The organism is Thalassobaculum salexigens DSM 19539, from assembly GCF_000423805.1.
Taxonomy (GTDB): Bacteria; Pseudomonadota; Alphaproteobacteria; order Thalassobaculales; family Thalassobaculaceae; genus Thalassobaculum; species Thalassobaculum litoreum.
Window position 1 is genome coordinate 507,975 of sequence record NZ_AUIR01000012.1, and the last position, 18,972, is coordinate 526,946.

Below are 18,972 nucleotides of genomic sequence, written 5' to 3' on the forward strand. Positions count from 1 at the left end.
CGATAGATTAAATAACCCAAAAAAGAGGGTCAACGGCGGAAATCTCCTCCGTTGACCCAGGACAGGGGCCTGGCATTGGGGGGACCAGGCCTCAGGGATTTGGATGGTCTGGCCTCGGCTCAGGCGTTGACCGCCTCGGCCTGGCTGTCGGCATTGTCGCGGGACAGCACGAAGCCCTCATAGCCCTTCTCCGCCACCTCGTCGCAGATGCCGCGGAACCGCGCCATGCCGCCGGCATAGGGCATGAAGACCCGGGGCTTGCCCGGAACGTTGGCCCCAAGATACCAGGAATGGCCGGCCTGCGGCAGCAGGGTGGCGTTGGCGACCTCGTTGACATGGTCGACCCAGCCGGTCACCGCTTCTTCGGTCGGCTCGATCCGGTCGATGCCGTCCTTCTCCATCGTCTCGATGCAGTCGGCGACCCATTCCACATGCTGCTCGATGGCGACCGGCATGTTGCAGAGCACCGACGGGCTCCCCGGTCCGGTGATCGTGAACATGTTCGGGAAGCCGGCCGCCTGGATGCCCAGATAGGTGCGCGGCCCCGCCTCCCAGGCCTTGTTCAGGGTCACGCCGTCGCGGCCGACGATGCCGAGCTTCAGCAGCGAGCCGGTCATGGCGTCGAAGCCGGTTGCGAAGACGATGATGTCGAGCTCGTATTCCCCGTCGGTGGTCTTCACGCCGTTCTCGGTGATCTCGACGATCGGCGTGTCGCGCAGGTTCACAAGGCTGACATTGTCCCGGTTATAGGCTTCGAAATAGCCGGTATCGATCGGCGGCCGCTTCGTGGCGAAGGGGTGGTCGATCGCCGCCAGATTCTTGGCCGTCACCGGATCCTTCACGATCTCGCCGATCTTGCTTTTCAGGAAGTCGGCCGCCGTGTCGTTGGCCGCCTTGTCGAGCAGCAGGTCATTGAACGACGCGCGGAACCGCAGGCCGCCGACCTCCCACGCCTTCTCGTAGATCTTGCGGCGCTCCTCGGCGGAGACGTCGAACACCTTGCGCTCGTTGATCAGGAACGGGTGACCGTTGGTCGAGGCCCGCATGGTCTGGCGGATCTCGTCGATATTCTCCTTCGCCCAGGCCTTGAACTCGGCCGACAGCGGGTGGTTCTGCGCCGGGATCGAGTAGTTCGCGGTGCGCTGGAACACGGTGAGGTGCTTGGCGGTCTCGGCGATCACCGGCACCGCCTGGATGCCGGTCGAGCCGGTGCCGATCTGGCCGACCCGCTTGCCGGTGAAGTCCACGCCCTCATGCGGCCACTGGCCGGTGTGGTACCACTTGCCCTTGAACGTATCGCGCCCGGGAATATCCGGCACGTTGGCCGAGGACAGGCAGCCCACCGCGGTGATCAGGTACTTGGCCGAGACGGTCTCGCCGTCGTCGGTGGACACCCGCCACAGATTGGCCTTCTCGTCGTAGACCGCGCCGGTGACCGTGGTGTCGAACTGGATGTCGCGCTTCAGGTCGAGCTTGTCGGCCACGAAGTTCAGGTACCGCACGATCTCCGGCTGCTGCGGATAGCGCTCCGACCACTCCCACTCCTTCAGCAGCTCGTCGGAGAAGTAGTAGCTGTAGGAATGGCTCTCGGAATCGCAGCGCGCGCCGGGATAACGGTTCCAGTACCAGGTCCCGCCGACCCCGTCCCCGCGCTCGATCACCCGGGCGTTCAGGCCGAGGCGGTCGCGCAGCAGATGGAGCTGGTACATCCCGGAAAACCCGGCGCCGATGATGACGGCGTCATACTGGGCCGCGCCATCGCGCTTGGCGGCAGAAGTCGATCCGATGGTCATGAGTCTTGGTATCCTCCTGATGCTCGGGGTGAATAATGAACCATCGTTCATATTCTAGCAAGCGGTCATCTGTACCACCGCGCACGGTTTCGGGACGCAGAATGCCGTGCCGGGAGCCGCCCTTCTGCGCTTAAGGATATTGACCTTTCGCGCAATTATCGAGGATGCTCGCGTATGCAGCGTTTGGGTTGAGTCACCGCCTTGATCCGCAGCATTGGACCGACATCGAGGGAATGTCGGTCGGCGGGTCGGCCTTGGGCCGCGAAGACAGCCCGACCAGTGCCCAGGTACTCGGCAACGGGTGCCGCGAATAGCCGAAGAGTGGGGGCTCTAAGGCAGCGCATGGATATTCCGGCCTGCCCGTCGTTTTGGGGGAAGACGAAATGGCGCTGGATTCAGCCCTGCCGTCGGTGTCGCTTATTCCGGGTACTTTATCGAACGAGGAGCTGTTCTGGCGCTGGCGGACGGGGATCTCGCATTATTTCCGTTCGGTGCCGCTGGTCGATCCGCGTCGGCCGACCCGGGCGCCCAAGGTTCACTTCTACAACGCCGGCGGCTTCCATTTTTACCACACCGACCTGTCGGAGCAGCAATACGTGCGCGATCCTGCATGGCTGCGACGCAACGACGACTCCGATCCGGTGGCGATCCAACTCTTCCTGCAGGGTACCAACCACGTGGAGAACGCCGGACGGACCTACGTCATGGCGCCCGGCATGATCAATTCCGTCAATCTGGGTTACGAGGTCCGTTCCTCCTGTACGGACGCGGAGGCGCTGACCCTCGCGCTGCCTCGGCTGATGGTGGCGGAACACCTGCCGAGCCTGCATGAGACCCATGGGCCTCTGTTCGCACTGGACAGCACCGCGGGACGGCTGCTGGGCGATTTCATGCATTCCCTGCGCGAGACGCTGCCGGCGGCATCGGCTGCCGACGCGCCGGTCCTCTGCCAGGCCCTGTTCGGTCTGCTGCAGGTCCTGATCGCGAATGGGGATCCGCATTCCGTCGATGCGCGCGACGGCACCTTCATTGCCGTGCGACGCCATATCGATCGGAACCTGGGCGATCCGAACCTGGGGGTGGCCAGCATCTGCGCCAAGTACCGGATGTCGCGGGCGACCCTGTACCGGCTGCTCCAGGACGAGGGCGGCGTGCGGGGCTACATCCTGCGCCGCCGGCTGCTGGCCTGTTTCACGGCGCTGAGCAGCGAGACCCAGATGAAGCGCGGGATCTTCGACATCGCCCTGGATTACGGCTTTACCAGTCCGAGCCATTTCGCCACCCGCTTCCGCGACGAGTTCGGCATGACGCCCAGCGAGGTCCGCGAGGCCGCCCAGGCCCAACACGCCCGGGGTCAGTCACCCATATTCACCGCCGCCTCGGCCGACCTGCCGGACGTTGAACTGATGCAGCGGTGGTCGCTGGAACTGGGCAGCCAGGACAGGCGGAATCCGGCCAACGACCCGTTCTGAGGTCCGTCACTCCGCCGCGTCGGGCCGGCGCAGCGCAAAGACCTCGGTGACCGCCGCGTAATCCATGTAGCCGCAGCGCGCCAGCGCCTGGGCGGCAGCCGTGTCGAACAGCCCGTCCTTCAGATAGGCCTCGTCGATATGGACGCCGACCACCTCGCCCAGAACCATGTAGCGGGACGTCGGCTCGCCCTGGAGGTTCTTGAGCTGGATGAAATCGGTGACCTTGCATTCCAGCGCGGCCGGCGACGCGGCGACCCGCAGCGGACGGACCAGCCGGCACGGCGCGGTCTCGAGCCCGGCCAGCTCGAACTCGTCGACCTCGGCCCCCACCGGGCCGGACGACGCGTTCATCTCCTGCGCCAGCCCCAGGGTGGAGAGGTTGCAGACGAACTCGCCGGTGTCCCGGGCATTGACCGGACTGTCCTTCAGCCCTTCGCTGGTGAAGCTGACCATCGGCGGGTTGGTGTTGATGGCGCTGAAAAAGCTATAGGGCGCCAGGTTGTTCCGCCCGTCCCTGTCGACGGTGGAGATCCAGCCGATCGGCCGCGGGGCGACGATGGCCTTGAACGGATCGTGCGGCAGGCCGTGCCCGCTGCGGGGTTCGTAGAACATGTCGGTCCCTTGCTCAGTCGTCGAACATCCGGGTCCGGCGCCGGCACTCCGCCAGCACCCCCGACGTACCCGCGATCAGAGTGTCGGCATGCGGCCCCTTGCGTCCAGGTCGGAACGGCACGCCGTCGCCGCCGGCCTCGCGCACGATCAGCATGCCGGCGGCCACGTCCCAGTCCAGCAGATACGGGTCCCAGGTCGCATCGAGCCGGCCGTCGGCCACATAGGCGAGCTGGATCGCCGCACAGCAGTAGTTGCGGGTCTGCGCACCGGCGTCGATCAGCGCGGTGATGGTGCGGTTGAAGACGTCGGGCTCGTGGCGCGGCGAGTGGCCGACGCCGATCACGGCCGCCTCCAGCCGGGTCGCCTGTGTCACCCGGATCGGCGCGCCGTCGCGGAAGGCGCCACCCCCGGCCGTGGCCCAGAAGGTCTCGCCGGCATTGGGATCGTGGATCACCCCGACCCTGGCCTCGCCGTCGCGGCGATAGGCGATGGAGACGACGAACTGGGGAATGCCGCGCAGGAAGTTCTGGGTGCCGTCGATCGGATCGACCACCCATCCCGTGGCGCTATCGCCGTCCGACCCGCCGGCACCGAACTCCTCGCCCAGCACCCGGTCGTCGGGGAAGTCGCGGGCGATCTCCCGACGGATCAGCTCCTCCACCTCCCGGTCGGCCGCACTGACCAGGTCCTGCGGCCCCTTGGCCTCGATCAGCAGGGTCTCGCGGTCCTCGAAGAACCGGCGCGCCAGGCGCCCGGCCTCCTCGGCGGCCCGGCGGGCGGTCTCAAGCCGCTTGTCGTCGGAGGTCTGGGATGCGGCGCTCATGGGAACTCCAGCGGGTAATGTCGCCAGCGGTTTAGAGCGACCGGGCCCTCTGTGCAACGGCCGCAGAGAGCGGCCGAGGCCGGTCCGGCGCACCCCCCTTATCCGCCGGGACTTTCCTGCTATGGTGCTCCCCCTCACCCGCGCGATCTCCAATTCGGGAAACGACCGTGACGACCTCAGCCGCCGCCAAGCCCTCCCTGCGCCTTGAAGACCAGCGTTTCCTGACCGGCAACGGGCGGTATGTCGACGACCAGCAGCGCCCGGGCCAGCTTCACGCCCGCTTCCTGCGCGCCGACCTCGCCCATGCGGAGATCGCGGGCATCGACGTATCGGCGGCGGCGGAAATGCCCGGCGTGGTCGGCGTGTGGACCGGTGCGGATCTGGTGGCCGACGGCATCGGCCCGATGCCCTGCAGCGTGGTCGCGGCGACGCAGGAGCCGATCATCATCCCGCCGCACCACGCCCTCGCGGTCGACCGGGTGCGCTATGTGGGCGAGCCGGTGGTGCTCATCGTCGCCGACAGCGCGGAGGCCGCCGCCGACGCGGCCGAAGCGGTGACCATCGACTACGGCGACCTGGCGACCGTCGCGGACCCTGCCGCCGCCGAGGCCGAGGGCGCGCCGCAGATCTGGCCGCAGGCGCCCGGCAACTGCGCCTACCGCTTCGCCAAGGGCGATGCCGAGGCGGTGGCGGCGGCGATGGAGACGGCCGCCCATGTGGTCGAACTCGACCTGGACAACCACCGGGTCTCCGCCTTCCCGCTGGAGCCCAGGGCGGCAGTCGCCGATTACGACGCCGACACCGGATGCTTCGCCATGGATCTCACAGGCCAGGGGCTGCACGGCATCCGCGCCGACGTCGCTGGGCCGGTTTTCGGACTGCCGGCCGACCGCTTCCACCTGCGCGCCGACGACGTGGGCGGCGGGTTCGGGCTGAAGAACTTCCTGTTCGCCGAATGGGTCTGCCTGCTCTGGGCCGCGCGCAGGACCGGACGGCCGGTGCGCTGGCTCGCGACCACCGGCGAGGAACTGGCCGGCTCGATCCACGGTCGCGCGGTGACCTCCAAAGCCCGCTTGGCCCTCGATGCCGAAGGCGACTTCCTGGCGCTGGACGTGGACATGGTCGCCGATATGGGCGCGTATCTCTCCAGCGGCGGGCCGAACGCCTCCACCAACGCGGCATCGACGGCCATGGGCGGCGTCTACCGGATCCCGGCGATCCACATGCGCAGCCGCGGCGTCTTCACCAACACCGCCCCGGTCGACGCCTATCGCGGCGCCGGCAAGCCGGAGGCGAACTTCGTCATCGAACGGCTGATCGACGCCGCCGCCCGGCGCTGCGGCTTCGACCCGGTGGACCTGCGCCGCCGCAACATCGTCGATACCTTCCCCTACCCCAAGGCGCTCGGCGCGGTGCTCGACTGCGGCCGGTTCCGGGGCAATCTCGACGACGCGGTCGCCCTGGCCGACCGGGACGGCTTCGAGGCGCGGCGCCAGGAGGCCACCCGGTCCGGAAAGCTGCTCGGTCTCGGCATCGCCTGCTTCCTGGAAAGCTCCCGCGGGGCGCCGCAGGAGGAGGTGGAGGTGCGCTTCGCCGCCGACGGCAAGGTGGAACTGGCCACCGGTACGGAGTCCAACGGCCAGGGGCACGAGACGGTCTTCACCCGCCTCGCCGCCGAACGCCTCGGCCTGCCGATGGACGCCTTCCGCTTCGTGCAGGCCGACACCTTCGCCACCCGCACCGGCGCCGGCCATGGCGGCGCGCGCACCATGCATATGGGCGCCGGAACCCTGATGCTGGCGATGGACGCTATGCTGGAGAAGGCGGTGCCGCTGGCCGCCCGGCTGCTGCAGGCCGATCCGGAGACGGTCACCTTCGCCGACGGCCGGTTCAGCGCCGGCGCCGACGACCGGTCTGTGTCGCTCCTGGAGGTCGCCGCGGCCGCGCGCAGCAGCGACGCCTCACCCGAAACCTCCGAGAAGGGGCTCGACACGGCCGTGTTCCGCCGGGACGTGCCCTTCACCTTCCCCGGCGGCTGCCACATCGCCGAGGTCGAGATCGACCCGGACACCGGGCACGTGACCCTCGCCCGCTACATCGCGGTGGACGACTACGGCACCATCGTCGACCCGCAGCTCACCGAGGGTCAGCTCCATGGCGGCGTGGTCCAGGGCATCGGCCAGGCGCTGGGCGAGCGGATCGCCTACGACCCGGACAGCGGCCAGCTGCTCAGCGGCTCGCTTATGGATTACGCCCTGCCGCGGGCGGTCGACCTGCCGATGTTCGACGTGACCTTCGCCGGCGAGGCGACCGGCGCCAATCCGCTTGGGGCGAAGGGTGTGGGCCAGGCCGGCTGCATCGCCGCCCCGCCGGCGGTGATCAATGCGGTGGTGGACGCGCTGTCGCCTCTGGGAGTGGACCACATCCAGATGCCGGCGACGCCGGAGCGTGTGTGGCAGGCGATCGTGGCGCGGGGGTAGAAGCGCACGCCCCACCCGATCGTCTTCCCGGCCTCGCGCCGGGACCGAGGGTGCAGCACGCAGGAGCGCTTCCGAAGCTTTCTCGACGGTTCCGTCAAGCGGATGGCTGGATCCCGGCACAAGGCCGGAGAGTGTGGAGGGGGATTGAGGCTTCACCCCTCACCCACCGAGTTGCCGTGAGATCGCCGCGCAGCGCTCCAGCAGCGGGCGCCAGTACGCGGCGCGATCCGCCCGGAGCCGGAAGTTCGGCACCGACACGCTGACGCTGGCCACCGGCAGGCCTGCCGCATCGCGGATCGCCGACCCGAAGCAGACGATCCCCGTCTCGTTCTCCTCCTCGTCGGCGCTGTAGCCGAGGCGGCGGGCGGTCTCGATCCGGGCGTGCAGGGCGTCCCGGTCGGTCACCGACCTGTCGGTCACCGCCGCCAGCTCCAGCCGGCCGATGAGCGCCTCGGCCTCCGCCGCCGGCAGGGCCGCCAGGAACGCCTTGCCGACCGAACTCGTATGGAACGGGACCCGCGTCCCAACGGTGGAGGCCATGCGGACCAGTTCCGGGCTCTCCACCTTGTCGATATAGACCATCTCGTCGAGCATCCGCACCGCGAGGTGCACCGTCTCTCCCGTCTCGTCCCGGAGCGCCTCCAGCCTGCCACGGGCGAGCGCGCGGATGTCCTGCTGGGCCAGCGCCCGATGGGCGAGGCCGATCAGCCGGCTGCCGAGGACATAGCGCCTATCCCGGCCCTGCCGGATCAGCCCCTCGGCCTCCAGCGAGGCGAGGATGCGGTAGAGGGTCGGCCGGGTCAGCTCGAGCCGGCGCGCCAGCTCGGCCACGCTCGGCCCGCTTGGATCATCCGCCACGCATTGCAGCACCGCCATGCTGCGCGAGAAACTCTGCGCCCCCTGGACCGGTCCCGGCTTCATCGCCTGCTCCTGCGCACATTGCATCGACCGATCAGCGGGAATTGACAGCGCTGCGGCTCCATGCAAATTCTCATATAATAGATGTTAATCCATAATATGGACAAACCGATCATGTCAACCGGATCCGCGCCCGCGTCTCGCTCCGTCCTCGTCACCGGAGGCACCAGCGGCATCGGCCTCGCCATCGCCCGGGGCTTCGCGGCAGCCGGCCAATCGGTCACCGGCGCCGGTCTCGGCACCCTGCCGGAGCCGGAGGCGAACCTGTCCTTCCGCACCCTCGACGTCACCGACACAGCGGCGATCGCCGATCTCGCCGCCGGCCACGACCGGCTCGACGTGCTGGTGAATGCCGCCGGGGTGATCCGGCGGGGCGAGGAGCTGGAGCCGGAGGTCTTCGCCCAGGTGATCGACATCAACCTGAACGGCACCATGCGGATGTGCGCCGCCATGCGACCGACGCTGGCGTCGGCCAAGGGCTGCATCATCAACATCGCCTCCATGCTGAGCTATTTCGGCGGCGGGCTGGTGCCGGGGTATTCCGCGTCGAAGGGCGGGGTGGCGCAGCTCACCAAGTCGCTGGCCATCGCCTATGCCGCCGACGGCATCCGGGTGAACGCGCTGGCTCCGGGCTGGATCGCCACGCCGCTGACCGTCAATCTGCGGGCCGACGAGACCCGTAACGCCGCCATCACCGGCCGCACGCCGATGGGCCGCTGGGGTCAGCCGGAGGAACTGGCGGGCCCGGCCCTGTTCCTGGCGAGCGACGCCGCTTCCTTCATCACCGGCACCATCCTGAACGTGGATGGCGGCTACGCGGCCATGTGACCGACACAGACTCGACCGACAATCAAAAACACGGAGAGACAGCCATGCCTTTGGAATCCGCAGACAAGGACCCGATGGTCCCCTACCAGCTTCCCTTTCCCAAGGAAGCCCAGCAGGAGATCGTCGTCCCCGCCGCGATCCCGACGGACGACCGGTTCTGGGTCAAGCAGGCGGAGAACGTGTTCTTCCGGCCGCTCTGCCTCAACGCCTCCCAGGGCTATTGGATGAACCTGCTGAAGGTCACCAAGTCGGGCGTGCTGTCGCGCCACCGGCATCCGAACGCGGTGCACGGCTTCGTGTTGAAGGGCCGCTGGTATTACCTGGAGCATGACTGGGTCGCCGAGGAAGGCGGCTATGTCTACGAGCCGCCGGGCGAGACCCACACTCTCGTCGTGCCGGACGACGTGGACGAGATGATCACCTACTTCCAGGTCAACGGCGTGATGTCCTACTGCGACCCCTGGGGCAAACCGATCGGCTACGAGGACGTGTTCACCAAGATCGACATGTGCCGCAAGCACTTCGAGGAGGTCGGCCTCGGCGCCGACTACGTGGACCAGTTCATCCGCTGAGGCTGTTACGCCCCAGCGGACGAACCCGCGACGGTCAGGCCGGCACGATGAACGGCTTGGCCTGGCTGTCGTACTCCCCGTAGCCCAGTGTGTCGCGGAACTCCGCCGGGGTGAGGGCGCTGGAGGTTTCAGCCTGGCCGGCGGCGAGGGCGGCCAGGCCCGCCTTCATGCCGGCGATGGCCGGGGACAGCATGCCGGTCGGGTAGGTGCCGATCTTGAAGCCCAGTTCCGCCGCCTCGGTTTGGCTCGGGCAGGCGCGCGGCGCGCCCGGAGACAGCACGGAGAAGGACGGCCGCCCGTCGGCCGCCTCCACCGCGCGGCGGATCTCGTCGTTATCGGCTGGCGAGTCGAGGAACAGGATGTCGGCCCCCTCCTCCACATACATCTCGATCCGGGCGACGGCCTCGTCGATGCCCTGGGTCGGGCGGCAGTCGGTGCGCGCCAGCACCAGGATGCCGGATTCCTTCGCGGCCTCCACGGCCGCGCGGATCTTCATCCGGGCCTCGTCGCGGGACAGGCAGGGCTTGCCGGCGGCGGTGAGCGCCCTCGGGGTGATCTTGTCTTCGATCAGCACGGCGGCGGCACCGGCCCGGCCATAGGCCCGCACCGTGCGCTGCACGTTCATCGCATTGCCGTAGCCGTGGTCGCCATCGGCCAGCACCAGCGTCTCGGGGGCGGCGGCATGGACCATGTTGAACGAGTCGAACATCTCGCCGAAGGACACCAGATCCAGGTCCGGACCGCCGAGGCGGCTCGCCGCCACGCAGGAGCCGGACAGGAATGCCGTCTTGAACCCGGCCTGGGCGGCGAGCTTGGCGGAGAGACCGTCCCAGGCCGCCGGCATGACGATGAAACCCGGCTCGGCCAGGAGGGCGCGCAGTCTTTCGGGAGCGGTCACGGCTGTTTCCTCACGATTATGATTTTCGGTATCGGGCGACGATAGGAGCCTGTTCCGGCGGCCACAAGCCGGGTTCCACGCCCGCATCCTGTCCTGCCGATTTGGCATCTTTACCCCTCGGCCTGCGCTTGCTTGAGTTTCCTCCTCACATGCAGGGGAAGACGATGGCGGCGAGTACCGAACTGACGAAGCTGACGGCGCGCGAGGCGGTGCGGCTGCTGGACCTCGGCGAGGTCTCGCCGCTGGAGCTGATCGACGCCGCCGCCGCCCGCATCGCCGAGGTCGAGCCGGCGGTCAACGCCCTGCCGACCCTGTGTCTGGACCGCGCCCGCGAAGCCGCCAAGACCCTGACCGAGCGCGCCGGCAAGGGCGAGCCCGGCTGGCTCGCCGGCCTGCCGGTGGCGATCAAGGACCTGATGGACGTGAAGGGCGTGCGCACCACCTACGCCTCGCCGATCTATGCCGACCACGTGCCGGACAGCTCCCATCCCCTGGTCGAGAAGATCGAGGACCGGGGCGGACTGGTCATCGCCAAGTCGAACACCCCGGAATTCGGTGCCGGCGGCAACACCTACAACGAGGTCTTCGGCAAGACCTGCAACCCTTGGAACACCTCCCTCACCCCGGGCGGATCGTCCGGCGGGGCGGCGGTGGCGCTGGCCACGGGCGAGGTCTGGCTGGCCCACGGCTCGGACCATGGCGGCTCCCTGCGCGGTCCGGCGGCCCATACCTCCGTCGTCGGCCTGCGTCCCTCGCCCGGCCGGGTGACGCGCGGCACCGTCAACAACCTGTTCAGCCCCAGCTCGGTGGAAGGGCCGATGGCGCGCAACGTGCCGGACATCGCCCTGTTCCTGGACACCATGGCCGGCCAATGCCCGCGCGACCCGATGAGCCGCCCGGCCCCGGACCGCAGCTTCGTCGGCACGGTGGACGCGGCCCTCGCCGACAAGAAGGCGTGGTGGCCGAAGCGGGTCGCCTTCTCCGCCGATCTCGGCGGTATCGCCCCGATCTCCAAGGCGGTGCGTGGGGTGATCGGCGATGCGGTCCGCAACTTCGAAAAGCTTGGGATTCCGGTCGAGGAAGCCTGCCCGGAGATGGGCGGAATCGGCGAGGCGTTCCAGATCCTGCGGGCCATGATCTTCGTGGTGAACCACGGCGAGCGGCTGAAGACCCACCGCGACCGGATCAAACAGGACATCATCTGGAACACCGAGAAGGGGCTCGCCCTGTCGCCGGAGGAGATCGCCTGGGCCGAGCGGGAACGGGCCGCCTTCTACCGCCGCGTCGCCGACTTCTTCGAGACCTACGACCTGCTGCTGCTGCCGGTCACCGTGCTGCCGCCCTACGACGTCGACAAGACCCGGATCGACGGCGTCGACGGGGTGAAGTTCGACAACTACATCGCCGCCTCGATGACCACCTCGTCGATCACCCTGACCGCCTGCCCGTCGCTCTCCCTGCCGGCCGGTTTCACCGACGACGGGCGTCCCGTCGGCATCCAGGTGGTCGGCAAGCCGCACGACGATGCCGGCCTGCTGGCGGCGGCCGCCCTGCTGGAGGACCTGACCGGCCTCGCCGGCAAGCTGCCGATCGACCCGCGTCCGGGCGAACCGATCGACTGAGCGGACCGGCGCGACAGCAAGTCTCTTTGCGCGGCCGCCCGAAGCTGCTTGAGTCGGCTGCGGATCGGGATCGCCAGGGGGCATGGGCATGACGGTTGAGAAGGTAGAGACGCTGGTCGTCGGTGCGGGCCAGGCCGGCGTCGCGATGAGTGCGCATCTGGGGTCGCTCGGCGTCCCGCATCTGGTGCTTGAACGCGGCCGCATCGCCGAGCGCTGGCGGACCGGGCGCTGGGACTCGCTGGTCGCGAACGGCCCCGCCTGGCACGACCGGTTCCCCGGGCTGGAGTTCGACGACGTGCACCCGGACGGCTTCCCGGGCAAGGAGCGGGTGGCGGCCTATTTCGCCGACTATGCCGCGAAGGTGTCGGCCCCGATCCGCTGCGGTGTGGAGGTCACGAAGGTCACCCGCCACCCCGACCGGCCGGGCTTCCACGTGGAGACCTCCGACGGGCCGATCGACGCGACATACGTGGTCGCCGCCACCGGTCCGTTCCAGCGGCCGGTCATCCCCCGCATCGTGCCGCAGAACGCCCCGGTGACGCAGATGCACTCCGCTGCCTACCGCAACCCGGATCAGCTTGCCGAGGGGGCGGTGCTGGTGGTCGGGTGCGGGTCGTCGGGCGCGCAGATCGCCGACGAACTGCTGCGTGCCGGGCGCCGGGTCTATCTCTCGGTCGGACCGCACAACCGCTATCCCCGCCGCTACCGGGAGCGCGACTACTGCTGGTGGCTCGGCGTGCTCGGACGCTGGGACGCGGAGACGCCCGACCCCGACACCCAGCATGTCACCATCGCGGTCAGCGGCGCCTATGGCGGCCACACGGTCGATTTCCGGCGGCTGGCCGAACGCGGCATGACCCTGGTCGGCATGACGGCGGGGTACGAGGACGGGACGATCCGCTTCGCCCCCGACCTGGCCGACAACCTGGCGCGCGGCGACGCGAGCCTGATGTCGGAGTTGGATCAGGCCGACGCCTATATCGCCCGCAACGGTCTCGACCTGCCGGAGGAGCCGGAGATGCGGGTGATTCCGGCCGACCCGGCCTGCGTCACCGATCCGGTCCTGGAGCTCGACCTTGCGGGGGCGGGCGTGAGCACGATCCTGTGGGCCACCGGCTACGAATACGATTTCGGCTGGCTGCAGGTGGACGCCTTCGACGCCGCCGGCAAACCGCAGCACAAGCGCGGCGTGTCGGCCGAGCCGGGTCTGTATTTCGTCGGGCTGCCCTGGCTGTCGCGGCGCGGCTCCTCCTTCATCTGGGGGGTGTGGCACGACGCGCTCTACGTGGCCGACCACATCGCCACCCACCGGCAGTATTTCGCCTATGACCAGGAGGCCCGGGCGCGCGCCGGACTCTGAGGTCGCACCGGTCATTTCCCGTATGGTCAGGGGGTCCGCCCGCCCCCTACAAGGAAGGCCAACCAAATCGGGAGGACTATCTCTATGAATGTCGGTTTTATCGGGCTCGGACGCATGGGGCGGCCGATGGCGTCCAACATGGCCCGCAAGGGTTTCCGCCTCGTCGTCAACGACATCAATCCGGACGCGGTGAAGGAGCTTGAAGAGCTTCAGGCCTCCAGCGCGCCCACCGCGGCCGAGGTCGCGAAGAAGAGCGACGTCATCATCACCATGCTGCCCGACGGCCCGGTCGTGCGCGAGGTGGTCGGCGGCGCGGACGGCATCATCGCCAACGCCCCCAAGGGCGCGCTCATCATGGACATGAGCACCGTCGAGCCGGGCACCACCGACGATCTCGCCGCCCAGGCCAAGGCCAAGGGCCTGCGTTATGTGGATGCGCCGGTCGGCCGTCTCGCGGCCCATGCGGATCGCGGCGAGTCGCTGTTCATGGTCGGTGCCGAGCTGGAGGACTTCGAGCTGGTCAAGCCGATGCTCGAGGCCATGGGCACGACGATCTATCACTGCGGCGGGGTCGGCACCGGCACGCGGACCAAGCTGGTGAACAACTTCCTGGCGGTCGCCTCCTGCCAGTTCAACGCCGAGGCGCTGGCCCTGTCCCAGGGCCTGGGGCTGAACCTGGAGAGCACGCTGGACGTGATCTACGGCACCACGGCGATGAACGGTCAGCTCAAGATCAACTGGCCGGACAAGGTGCTGGCCGGCGACACCAGCCCGGGCTTCACCATCGACCTGGCCCATAAGGACCTGTCGCTGATCATGCAGGCGGCCAATACCGCCAAGGTGCCGATGCCGATGGCGGCGGCGGCCCGCGAGATGTTCAGCGCCGCCCGCGCCCGCGGTTTCGGCGCCCAGGACTTCTCCGCCATGGTCGACGCCCATTGCGACCTCGCCAACATCGAGAAGCCGCGCCTCAAGAAGTAACGGATACCAGGTCCCGCCGGCACACGCTCCGGCGGGACCTGCTGGCTTTCGGCACAAGGGAGGCACCGGTCCGACCGCGATGACCCTCCCGGCCGCCCATGGGAGGACGACAATGCGCATCGGATTTCTCGGCATCGGCAATATGGGCCGCCCCATGGCGGGCAAGCTGCTCGATGCCGGCCACGAGCTCTGGGTCCACGACATCCGTGACGAGGCGATGCAGCCGCTGCTGGACCGCCAGGCGCGTCGGGCCGGCTCGCCGGCGGAGTTGGCCGATGCCTGCGACACGGTGGTGGTCTCGCTGCCGACCCTGGCGATCTTCCGCCAAGCCCTGGACGACCTGCTCGCCGGCGGCGCGCTGAAGACCCTGGTGAACACCTGTACCGTCGGCGGGCCCTTCGTCGCCGAGGTCGAACGGCTCTGCGCCGAGCGCGGCGTGACGGTGATCGACGCGCCGATCAGCGGCGGACCGGCCGGTGCCGCCGCCGGCACCCTCGCCGTCATGGTGTCCGGCGATCCGGAGACGGTGGCCCGGCTCGACCCGGTGTTCCGCGCCTGGGGGCCCACGGTCGTGGTGGCGGGCGACACACCCGGCGCGGCCCAGACCATGAAGCTGACCAACAACATCCTGTTCGCGGTCGGCCTTGTCGCGACGTCCGAGGCCATGACCATGGCCGAGAAGGGCGGCATCGCGCCGGAGACCATGCTGCAGGTGCTGAACAACGGCACCGGCAAGAACTTCGCCACCACCAACGTGTTCCCCAACAACATCGTCCCGGGCAGCTTCGATTTCGGCGCGACGGTCGAGATCCTGATGAAGGACGTGAACCTCGCCATCGAGCAGGGCGAGTCGCTGGGCGTGCCCATGTGGGTGTGTCAGGCGGCCCGGCTGGTCATGCTGCATGGCAAGTTCCAGGGGCGGGCCGATCAGGATCTGTCTCGGATCGTGGAGATCGTGCGGGACGGGACGAAGAGCTAGTTCCCTCGCCCTTCTCTACACTCCCCGGACTTAGTTACTGTTCCGCGTGATCTGACGGAGGACCGTGCGGCCTCACGCGTGGGCCCCGGACTAAATCCGGGGAGTGAGGGAAGAGGAGTGAGTGGCCCCCCTCAGACCTCGACTTCGATCGTTCCGATGGGCTGGGTGCAGCAGGCGAGCACATGGCCCTCCTCCACCTCGTCCTCGCGGATGCCGCCGTTATGGACCATGTGGGTCTGGCCGGACGTCACATGGACCGTGCAGGTACCGCAGGAAAGCATTGACGCCATGGCGCAATCGTTACTAAATGCAGCGTTCACGGTCCCTGGATAACCAATATCTAGGGCTAAGAGGGAATTCCGGTGCAAGACCGGAGCTGCCCCCGCAACTGTAAGCGGCTAGCGGCTGTCGATGAGGGGTCACTGGTGTCCATGGGACGCTGGGAAGGCCAGACAGTCGTCCGGACCCGCGAGCCAGGAGACCTGCCGTGCGCGCATATCCGTCCCGGGCGGGGTGATCCGGAAGGCGCTTGCTGGGCTGTTGCCCGTTCCCGCAGGCCCTCCCGACTCCCCCTCCACCGACACGAGGGGTGTCCATGTCTACGCAGCTGGCCTACGACTTTGACGAAACTGGCAATTTCTCGCCCGCTCCCGCCGCGCCGAGGGCGCCGGCGACCGCCCGGCCCACGGCTCCGGCGGCTGCGGTGACACCGGCCCGGCCGGAGCCGCAGCGCGCGCCCCTGCCGCGTCCGCTGGCGAAGGCGCCCACCCCCGACGATCTGGTGCTCGACCGGGGTCGTGATTCGCTGCTGACCGAGTTCGGCAAGGCCACCCTGCGCGACCGCTATCTGATGCCGGGCGAGGACTTCCAGGCAATGTTCGCCCGGGTCTCCTGCGCCTATGCCGACGACATCGACCACGCCCAGCGGCTGTACGACGCCATGTCCCGCCTGTGGTTCATGCCGGCGACCCCGATCCTGAGCAACGGCGGCACCACCCGCGGCCTGCCGATCTCCTGCTTCCTGAACACCGTGCCGGATTCCCTCGACGGCATCGTGAACACCTGGAACGAGAATGTCTGGCTGGCGGCGAACGGCGGCGGCATCGGCACCTATTGGGGCAAGGTGCGCTCGATCGGCGAAGCGGTGAAGGGCACCGGCGAGACCTCGGGCATCATCCCCTTCATCCACGTCATGGACGGCCTGACCCTGGCGATCAGCCAGGGCTCCCTGCGGCGCGGCTCGGCGGCGGTCTATCTCGACATCCACCACCCGGAGATCGAGGAGTTCCTGGAGATCCGCAAGGCCAGCGGAGACTTCAACCGCAAGGGCCTCAACCTGCATCACGGCATCAACGTCACCGACGCCTTCATGGAGGCGGTGCGCGACGGCGCGATGTTCGACCTGAAGAGCCCGAAGGACGGCGCGGTCATGCGCCAGGTGGACGCCCGCCAGCTTTGGCAGCGCATCCTGGAAACCCGCCTGCAGACCGGCGAGCCGTACCTGCTCTACATCGACAGCGTGAACAACAACCTGCCCAAGCATCAGCGCGAGCTGGGGCTGAAAGTTTCGACGTCCAATCTCTGCAGCGAGATCACTCTGCCGACCGGTGCGGATCATTTGGGCGAGGAGCGCACCGCCGTGTGTTGCCTGTCCTCGCTGAACATCGAGACCTGGGAGCAGTGGAACGAGGAGCCGGGCTTCGTCGAGGACGTGCTGCGGATGCTCGACAACGTGCTGACCAGCTTCATCGAGAACGCCCCGGACGGCATGTCCCGGGCGCGCTACTCGGCCATGCGCGAGCGCTCGGTCGGTCTGGGCGTGATGGGCTTCCACTCCTTCCTGCAGGCTCAGGGCATCCCGTTCGAGAGCGCGCTGGCGAAGTCCTGGAACATGCGGATCTTCAAGAAGATCCGGCGCGAGGCCGATGCCGCCTCCGTGACCCTGGCCGAGGAGCGCGGCCCCTGCCCCGACGCCGCCGAGCGCGGCATGCAGAGCCGGTTCAGCCATAAGCTGGCGATCGCCCCAACCGCCTCGATCAGCATCATCTGCGGCGGTACCAGCGCCTGCATCGAGCCGATCCCGGCCAACATCTACACCCACAAGACCCTGTCCGGCGCCTTCACCGTGCGCAACCCGCACCTCAAGAAGCTGCTGGCGGCCAAGGGTGCTGACACGTCGGAGACCTGGGAGAGCATCCTGGAGCATGAGGGCTCGGTGCAGCATCTCGACTGCCTGACGGAAGACGAGAAGTCGATGTTCCGCACGGCCTTCGAGATCGATCCGCGCTGGCTGATCGATTTCGCCGCGGACCGCGCGCCGTTCATCTGCCAGAGCCAGTCGCTCAACCTGTTCCTGCCGGCCGACATCCACAAGTGGGACCTGCACATGCTGCACTGGACCGCCTGGGAGCGGGGCATCAAGAGCCTGTATTACTGCCGCTCCAAATCGGTCAGCCGGGCCGGGTTCGCCGGACAGCTCGAAGCCGTGGAGCGCCAGGCCTTCACCGTCGAGCCGACCGATTACGAGGAGTGCCTGTCATGTCAGTGAACCCCGCTGCGACCTCCCTGGTCCATCTCGACCCGCGCGAGCTGATCGGCACCGGCCGGGTCGGCCTGCTGGATTCGACCGGCACCTACGACGTCAGCCGCTACGGCTGGGCCTACGAGTTCTGGAAGCGCCAGCAGCAGACCCATTGGATGGGCGAGGAAGTGCCGCTGGGCGGCGACCTCAAGGACTGGGCCTCGCCGCGGGTGAGCGAGGCGGAGCGGGCCCTGCTGACCCAGATCTTCCGCTTCTTCACCCAGTCGGACGTGGAGGTCGGCGACAACTACCTCAAGCGCTACATCCCGATTTTCCAGCCCCTGGAAATCCAGATGATGATGGCCGCCTTCACCAACATGGAGACCGTCCATATCGACGCCTATGCCCTGCTGCTGACCACGTTGGGCATGCCGAAGGCGGAGTTCGAGGCGTTCCGCGACTACGACGCCATGCGCTCCAAGGCCGACTACATGCACACCTTCGGCGTCGGCACGGTTGGCGACGTGGCCCGCACGCTCGCGATGTTCGGCGCCTTCACCGAGGGCATGGCCCTGTTCGCCAGCTTCGCGATGCTGCTGAACTTCCCGCGACACAACAAGATGAACGGCATGGGCCAGATCGTCAGTTGGTCGGTGCGTGACGAGAGCCTGCACTGCGAGGGCATCGTGCGGCTGTTCCACGAGTGGAACCGCGAGACCGGCGCGCTGACCCCGGCGGTACGCGATGACATCGTCGACGTGGCCAAGACCATGGTGGGGCTGGAGGAAGGCTTCGTGGATCTCGCCTTCGAGCTCGGCGAGATCGAGGGCATGACGGCGCAGGACATCAAGGATTACGTCCGCTACATCGCCGACTGGCGCCTGACCCAGCTCAAGCTGCCCACCGTGTTCGGCTGTTTCGAGGCGGTGGAAGGCGGCTACCGCCAGCTCAAGCCGCATCCGCTGCCCTGGCTGGTGGAGATCCTGAACGGGGTCGAGCACGCCAATTTCTTCGAACAACGGGCGACCGAGTATTCCAAGGCCGCCAGCCGCGGAAGCTGGGACGGCGCCGACGGCGTGTGGTCGATGTTCGAGACCCGCAAGCAGGCTTAAA

The 18,972-nt window shown here is 68.1% G+C and carries 16 protein-coding genes and 1 riboswitch; of the genes, 10 read left to right on the forward strand and 6 right to left on the reverse strand.

Features of this window, described 5'->3' with window-relative positions:
- Positions 1-119: 119 nt before the first annotated feature.
- Positions 120-1,793, reverse strand: coding sequence for a flavin-containing monooxygenase (locus G578_RS0102345; protein ID WP_028792880.1), 1,674 nt, complete (start codon positions 1,791-1,793; stop codon positions 120-122).
- A gap of 383 nt (positions 1,794-2,176) precedes the next feature.
- Between G578_RS0102345 and G578_RS28095 the strand changes: the two genes are divergently transcribed.
- Positions 2,177-3,265, forward strand: coding sequence for a helix-turn-helix domain-containing protein (locus G578_RS28095; protein ID WP_028792881.1), 1,089 nt, complete (start codon positions 2,177-2,179; stop codon positions 3,263-3,265).
- 6 nt (positions 3,266-3,271) lie between these two features.
- On the opposite strand, the gene G578_RS0102355 is transcribed toward G578_RS28095, so the two are convergent.
- Complete coding sequence (locus G578_RS0102355) at positions 3,272-3,877, reverse strand: flavin reductase family protein (RefSeq protein ID WP_028792882.1); 606 nt, start codon at positions 3,875-3,877, stop codon at positions 3,272-3,274.
- A 13-nt stretch (positions 3,878-3,890) separates the two neighbouring features.
- Positions 3,891-4,700, reverse strand: coding sequence for an inositol monophosphatase family protein (locus tag G578_RS0102360; protein WP_028792883.1), 810 nt, complete (start codon positions 4,698-4,700; stop codon positions 3,891-3,893).
- Between the two features lie 167 nt (positions 4,701-4,867).
- Between G578_RS0102360 and G578_RS0102365 the strand changes: the two genes are divergently transcribed.
- Positions 4,868-7,180: a xanthine dehydrogenase family protein molybdopterin-binding subunit gene (locus G578_RS0102365; protein ID WP_028792884.1), complete on the forward strand. Its 2,313-nt coding sequence runs from the start codon at positions 4,868-4,870 to the stop codon at positions 7,178-7,180.
- A gap of 159 nt (positions 7,181-7,339) precedes the next feature.
- On the opposite strand, the gene G578_RS0102370 is transcribed toward G578_RS0102365, so the two are convergent.
- The gene (locus G578_RS0102370) at positions 7,340-8,101 is read right to left on the reverse strand and encodes an IclR family transcriptional regulator (RefSeq protein ID WP_028792885.1); all 762 of its coding nucleotides are present in this window, start codon (positions 8,099-8,101) and stop codon (positions 7,340-7,342) included.
- Positions 8,102-8,212: 111 nt separating this feature from the next.
- On the opposite strand from G578_RS0102370, the gene G578_RS0102375 reads away from it, so the two are divergent.
- The gene (locus tag G578_RS0102375) at positions 8,213-8,926 is read left to right on the forward strand and encodes an SDR family NAD(P)-dependent oxidoreductase (RefSeq protein ID WP_038013296.1); all 714 of its coding nucleotides are present in this window, start codon (positions 8,213-8,215) and stop codon (positions 8,924-8,926) included.
- 44 nt (positions 8,927-8,970) lie between these two features.
- Positions 8,971-9,498, forward strand: a complete 528-nt coding sequence (locus G578_RS0102380) for a 2,4'-dihydroxyacetophenone dioxygenase family protein (RefSeq protein WP_028792887.1) — start codon at positions 8,971-8,973, stop codon at positions 9,496-9,498.
- 34 nt (positions 9,499-9,532) lie between these two features.
- Here the strand turns inward: G578_RS0102380 and G578_RS0102385 are convergent, their stop codons facing one another.
- Positions 9,533-10,396 (reverse strand): isocitrate lyase/PEP mutase family protein, encoded by an 864-nt coding sequence (locus G578_RS0102385; protein ID WP_028792888.1) that lies wholly within the window; start codon positions 10,394-10,396, stop codon positions 9,533-9,535.
- Between the two features lie 164 nt (positions 10,397-10,560).
- Between G578_RS0102385 and G578_RS0102390 the strand changes: the two genes are divergently transcribed.
- From G578_RS0102390 to G578_RS0102405, 4 genes are all read left to right on the forward strand, one after another.
- Positions 10,561-12,018: an amidase gene (locus G578_RS0102390; RefSeq protein WP_028792889.1), complete on the forward strand. Its 1,458-nt coding sequence runs from the start codon at positions 10,561-10,563 to the stop codon at positions 12,016-12,018.
- Between the two features lie 88 nt (positions 12,019-12,106).
- On the forward strand, positions 12,107-13,378 hold the full coding sequence (locus G578_RS0102395; RefSeq protein ID WP_028792890.1) for a flavin-containing monooxygenase: 1,272 nt from the start codon (positions 12,107-12,109) through the stop codon (positions 13,376-13,378).
- Positions 13,379-13,462: 84 nt separating this feature from the next.
- Positions 13,463-14,359: an NAD(P)-dependent oxidoreductase gene (locus G578_RS0102400; RefSeq protein ID WP_038013074.1), complete on the forward strand. Its 897-nt coding sequence runs from the start codon at positions 13,463-13,465 to the stop codon at positions 14,357-14,359.
- Positions 14,360-14,471: 112 nt separating this feature from the next.
- Positions 14,472-15,338 carry an NAD(P)-dependent oxidoreductase gene (locus G578_RS0102405; RefSeq protein WP_028792892.1) on the forward strand — a complete coding sequence of 289 codons (867 nt, stop codon included), beginning with the start codon at positions 14,472-14,474 and terminating at the stop codon, positions 15,336-15,338.
- Positions 15,339-15,469: 131 nt separating this feature from the next.
- Here the strand turns inward: G578_RS0102405 and G578_RS28925 are convergent, their stop codons facing one another.
- A complete protein-coding gene (locus G578_RS28925; RefSeq protein ID WP_084618625.1) occupies positions 15,470-15,628 on the reverse strand; it encodes a 2Fe-2S iron-sulfur cluster-binding protein in 159 nt (52 codons plus the stop codon).
- 12 nt (positions 15,629-15,640) lie between these two features.
- Positions 15,641-15,842: riboswitch (cobalamin riboswitch) on the forward strand.
- A 91-nt stretch (positions 15,843-15,933) separates the two neighbouring features.
- Between G578_RS28925 and G578_RS0102415 the strand changes: the two genes are divergently transcribed.
- Complete coding sequence (locus tag G578_RS0102415) at positions 15,934-17,886, forward strand: ribonucleoside-diphosphate reductase subunit alpha (protein ID WP_028792893.1); 1,953 nt, start codon at positions 15,934-15,936, stop codon at positions 17,884-17,886.
- The gene (locus G578_RS0102420; protein WP_038013075.1) at positions 17,877-18,971 is read left to right on the forward strand and encodes a ribonucleotide-diphosphate reductase subunit beta; all 1,095 of its coding nucleotides are present in this window, start codon (positions 17,877-17,879) and stop codon (positions 18,969-18,971) included. The genes G578_RS0102415 and G578_RS0102420 overlap by 10 nt, the downstream gene beginning before the upstream one ends.
- Position 18,972 lies beyond the last annotated feature (1 nt).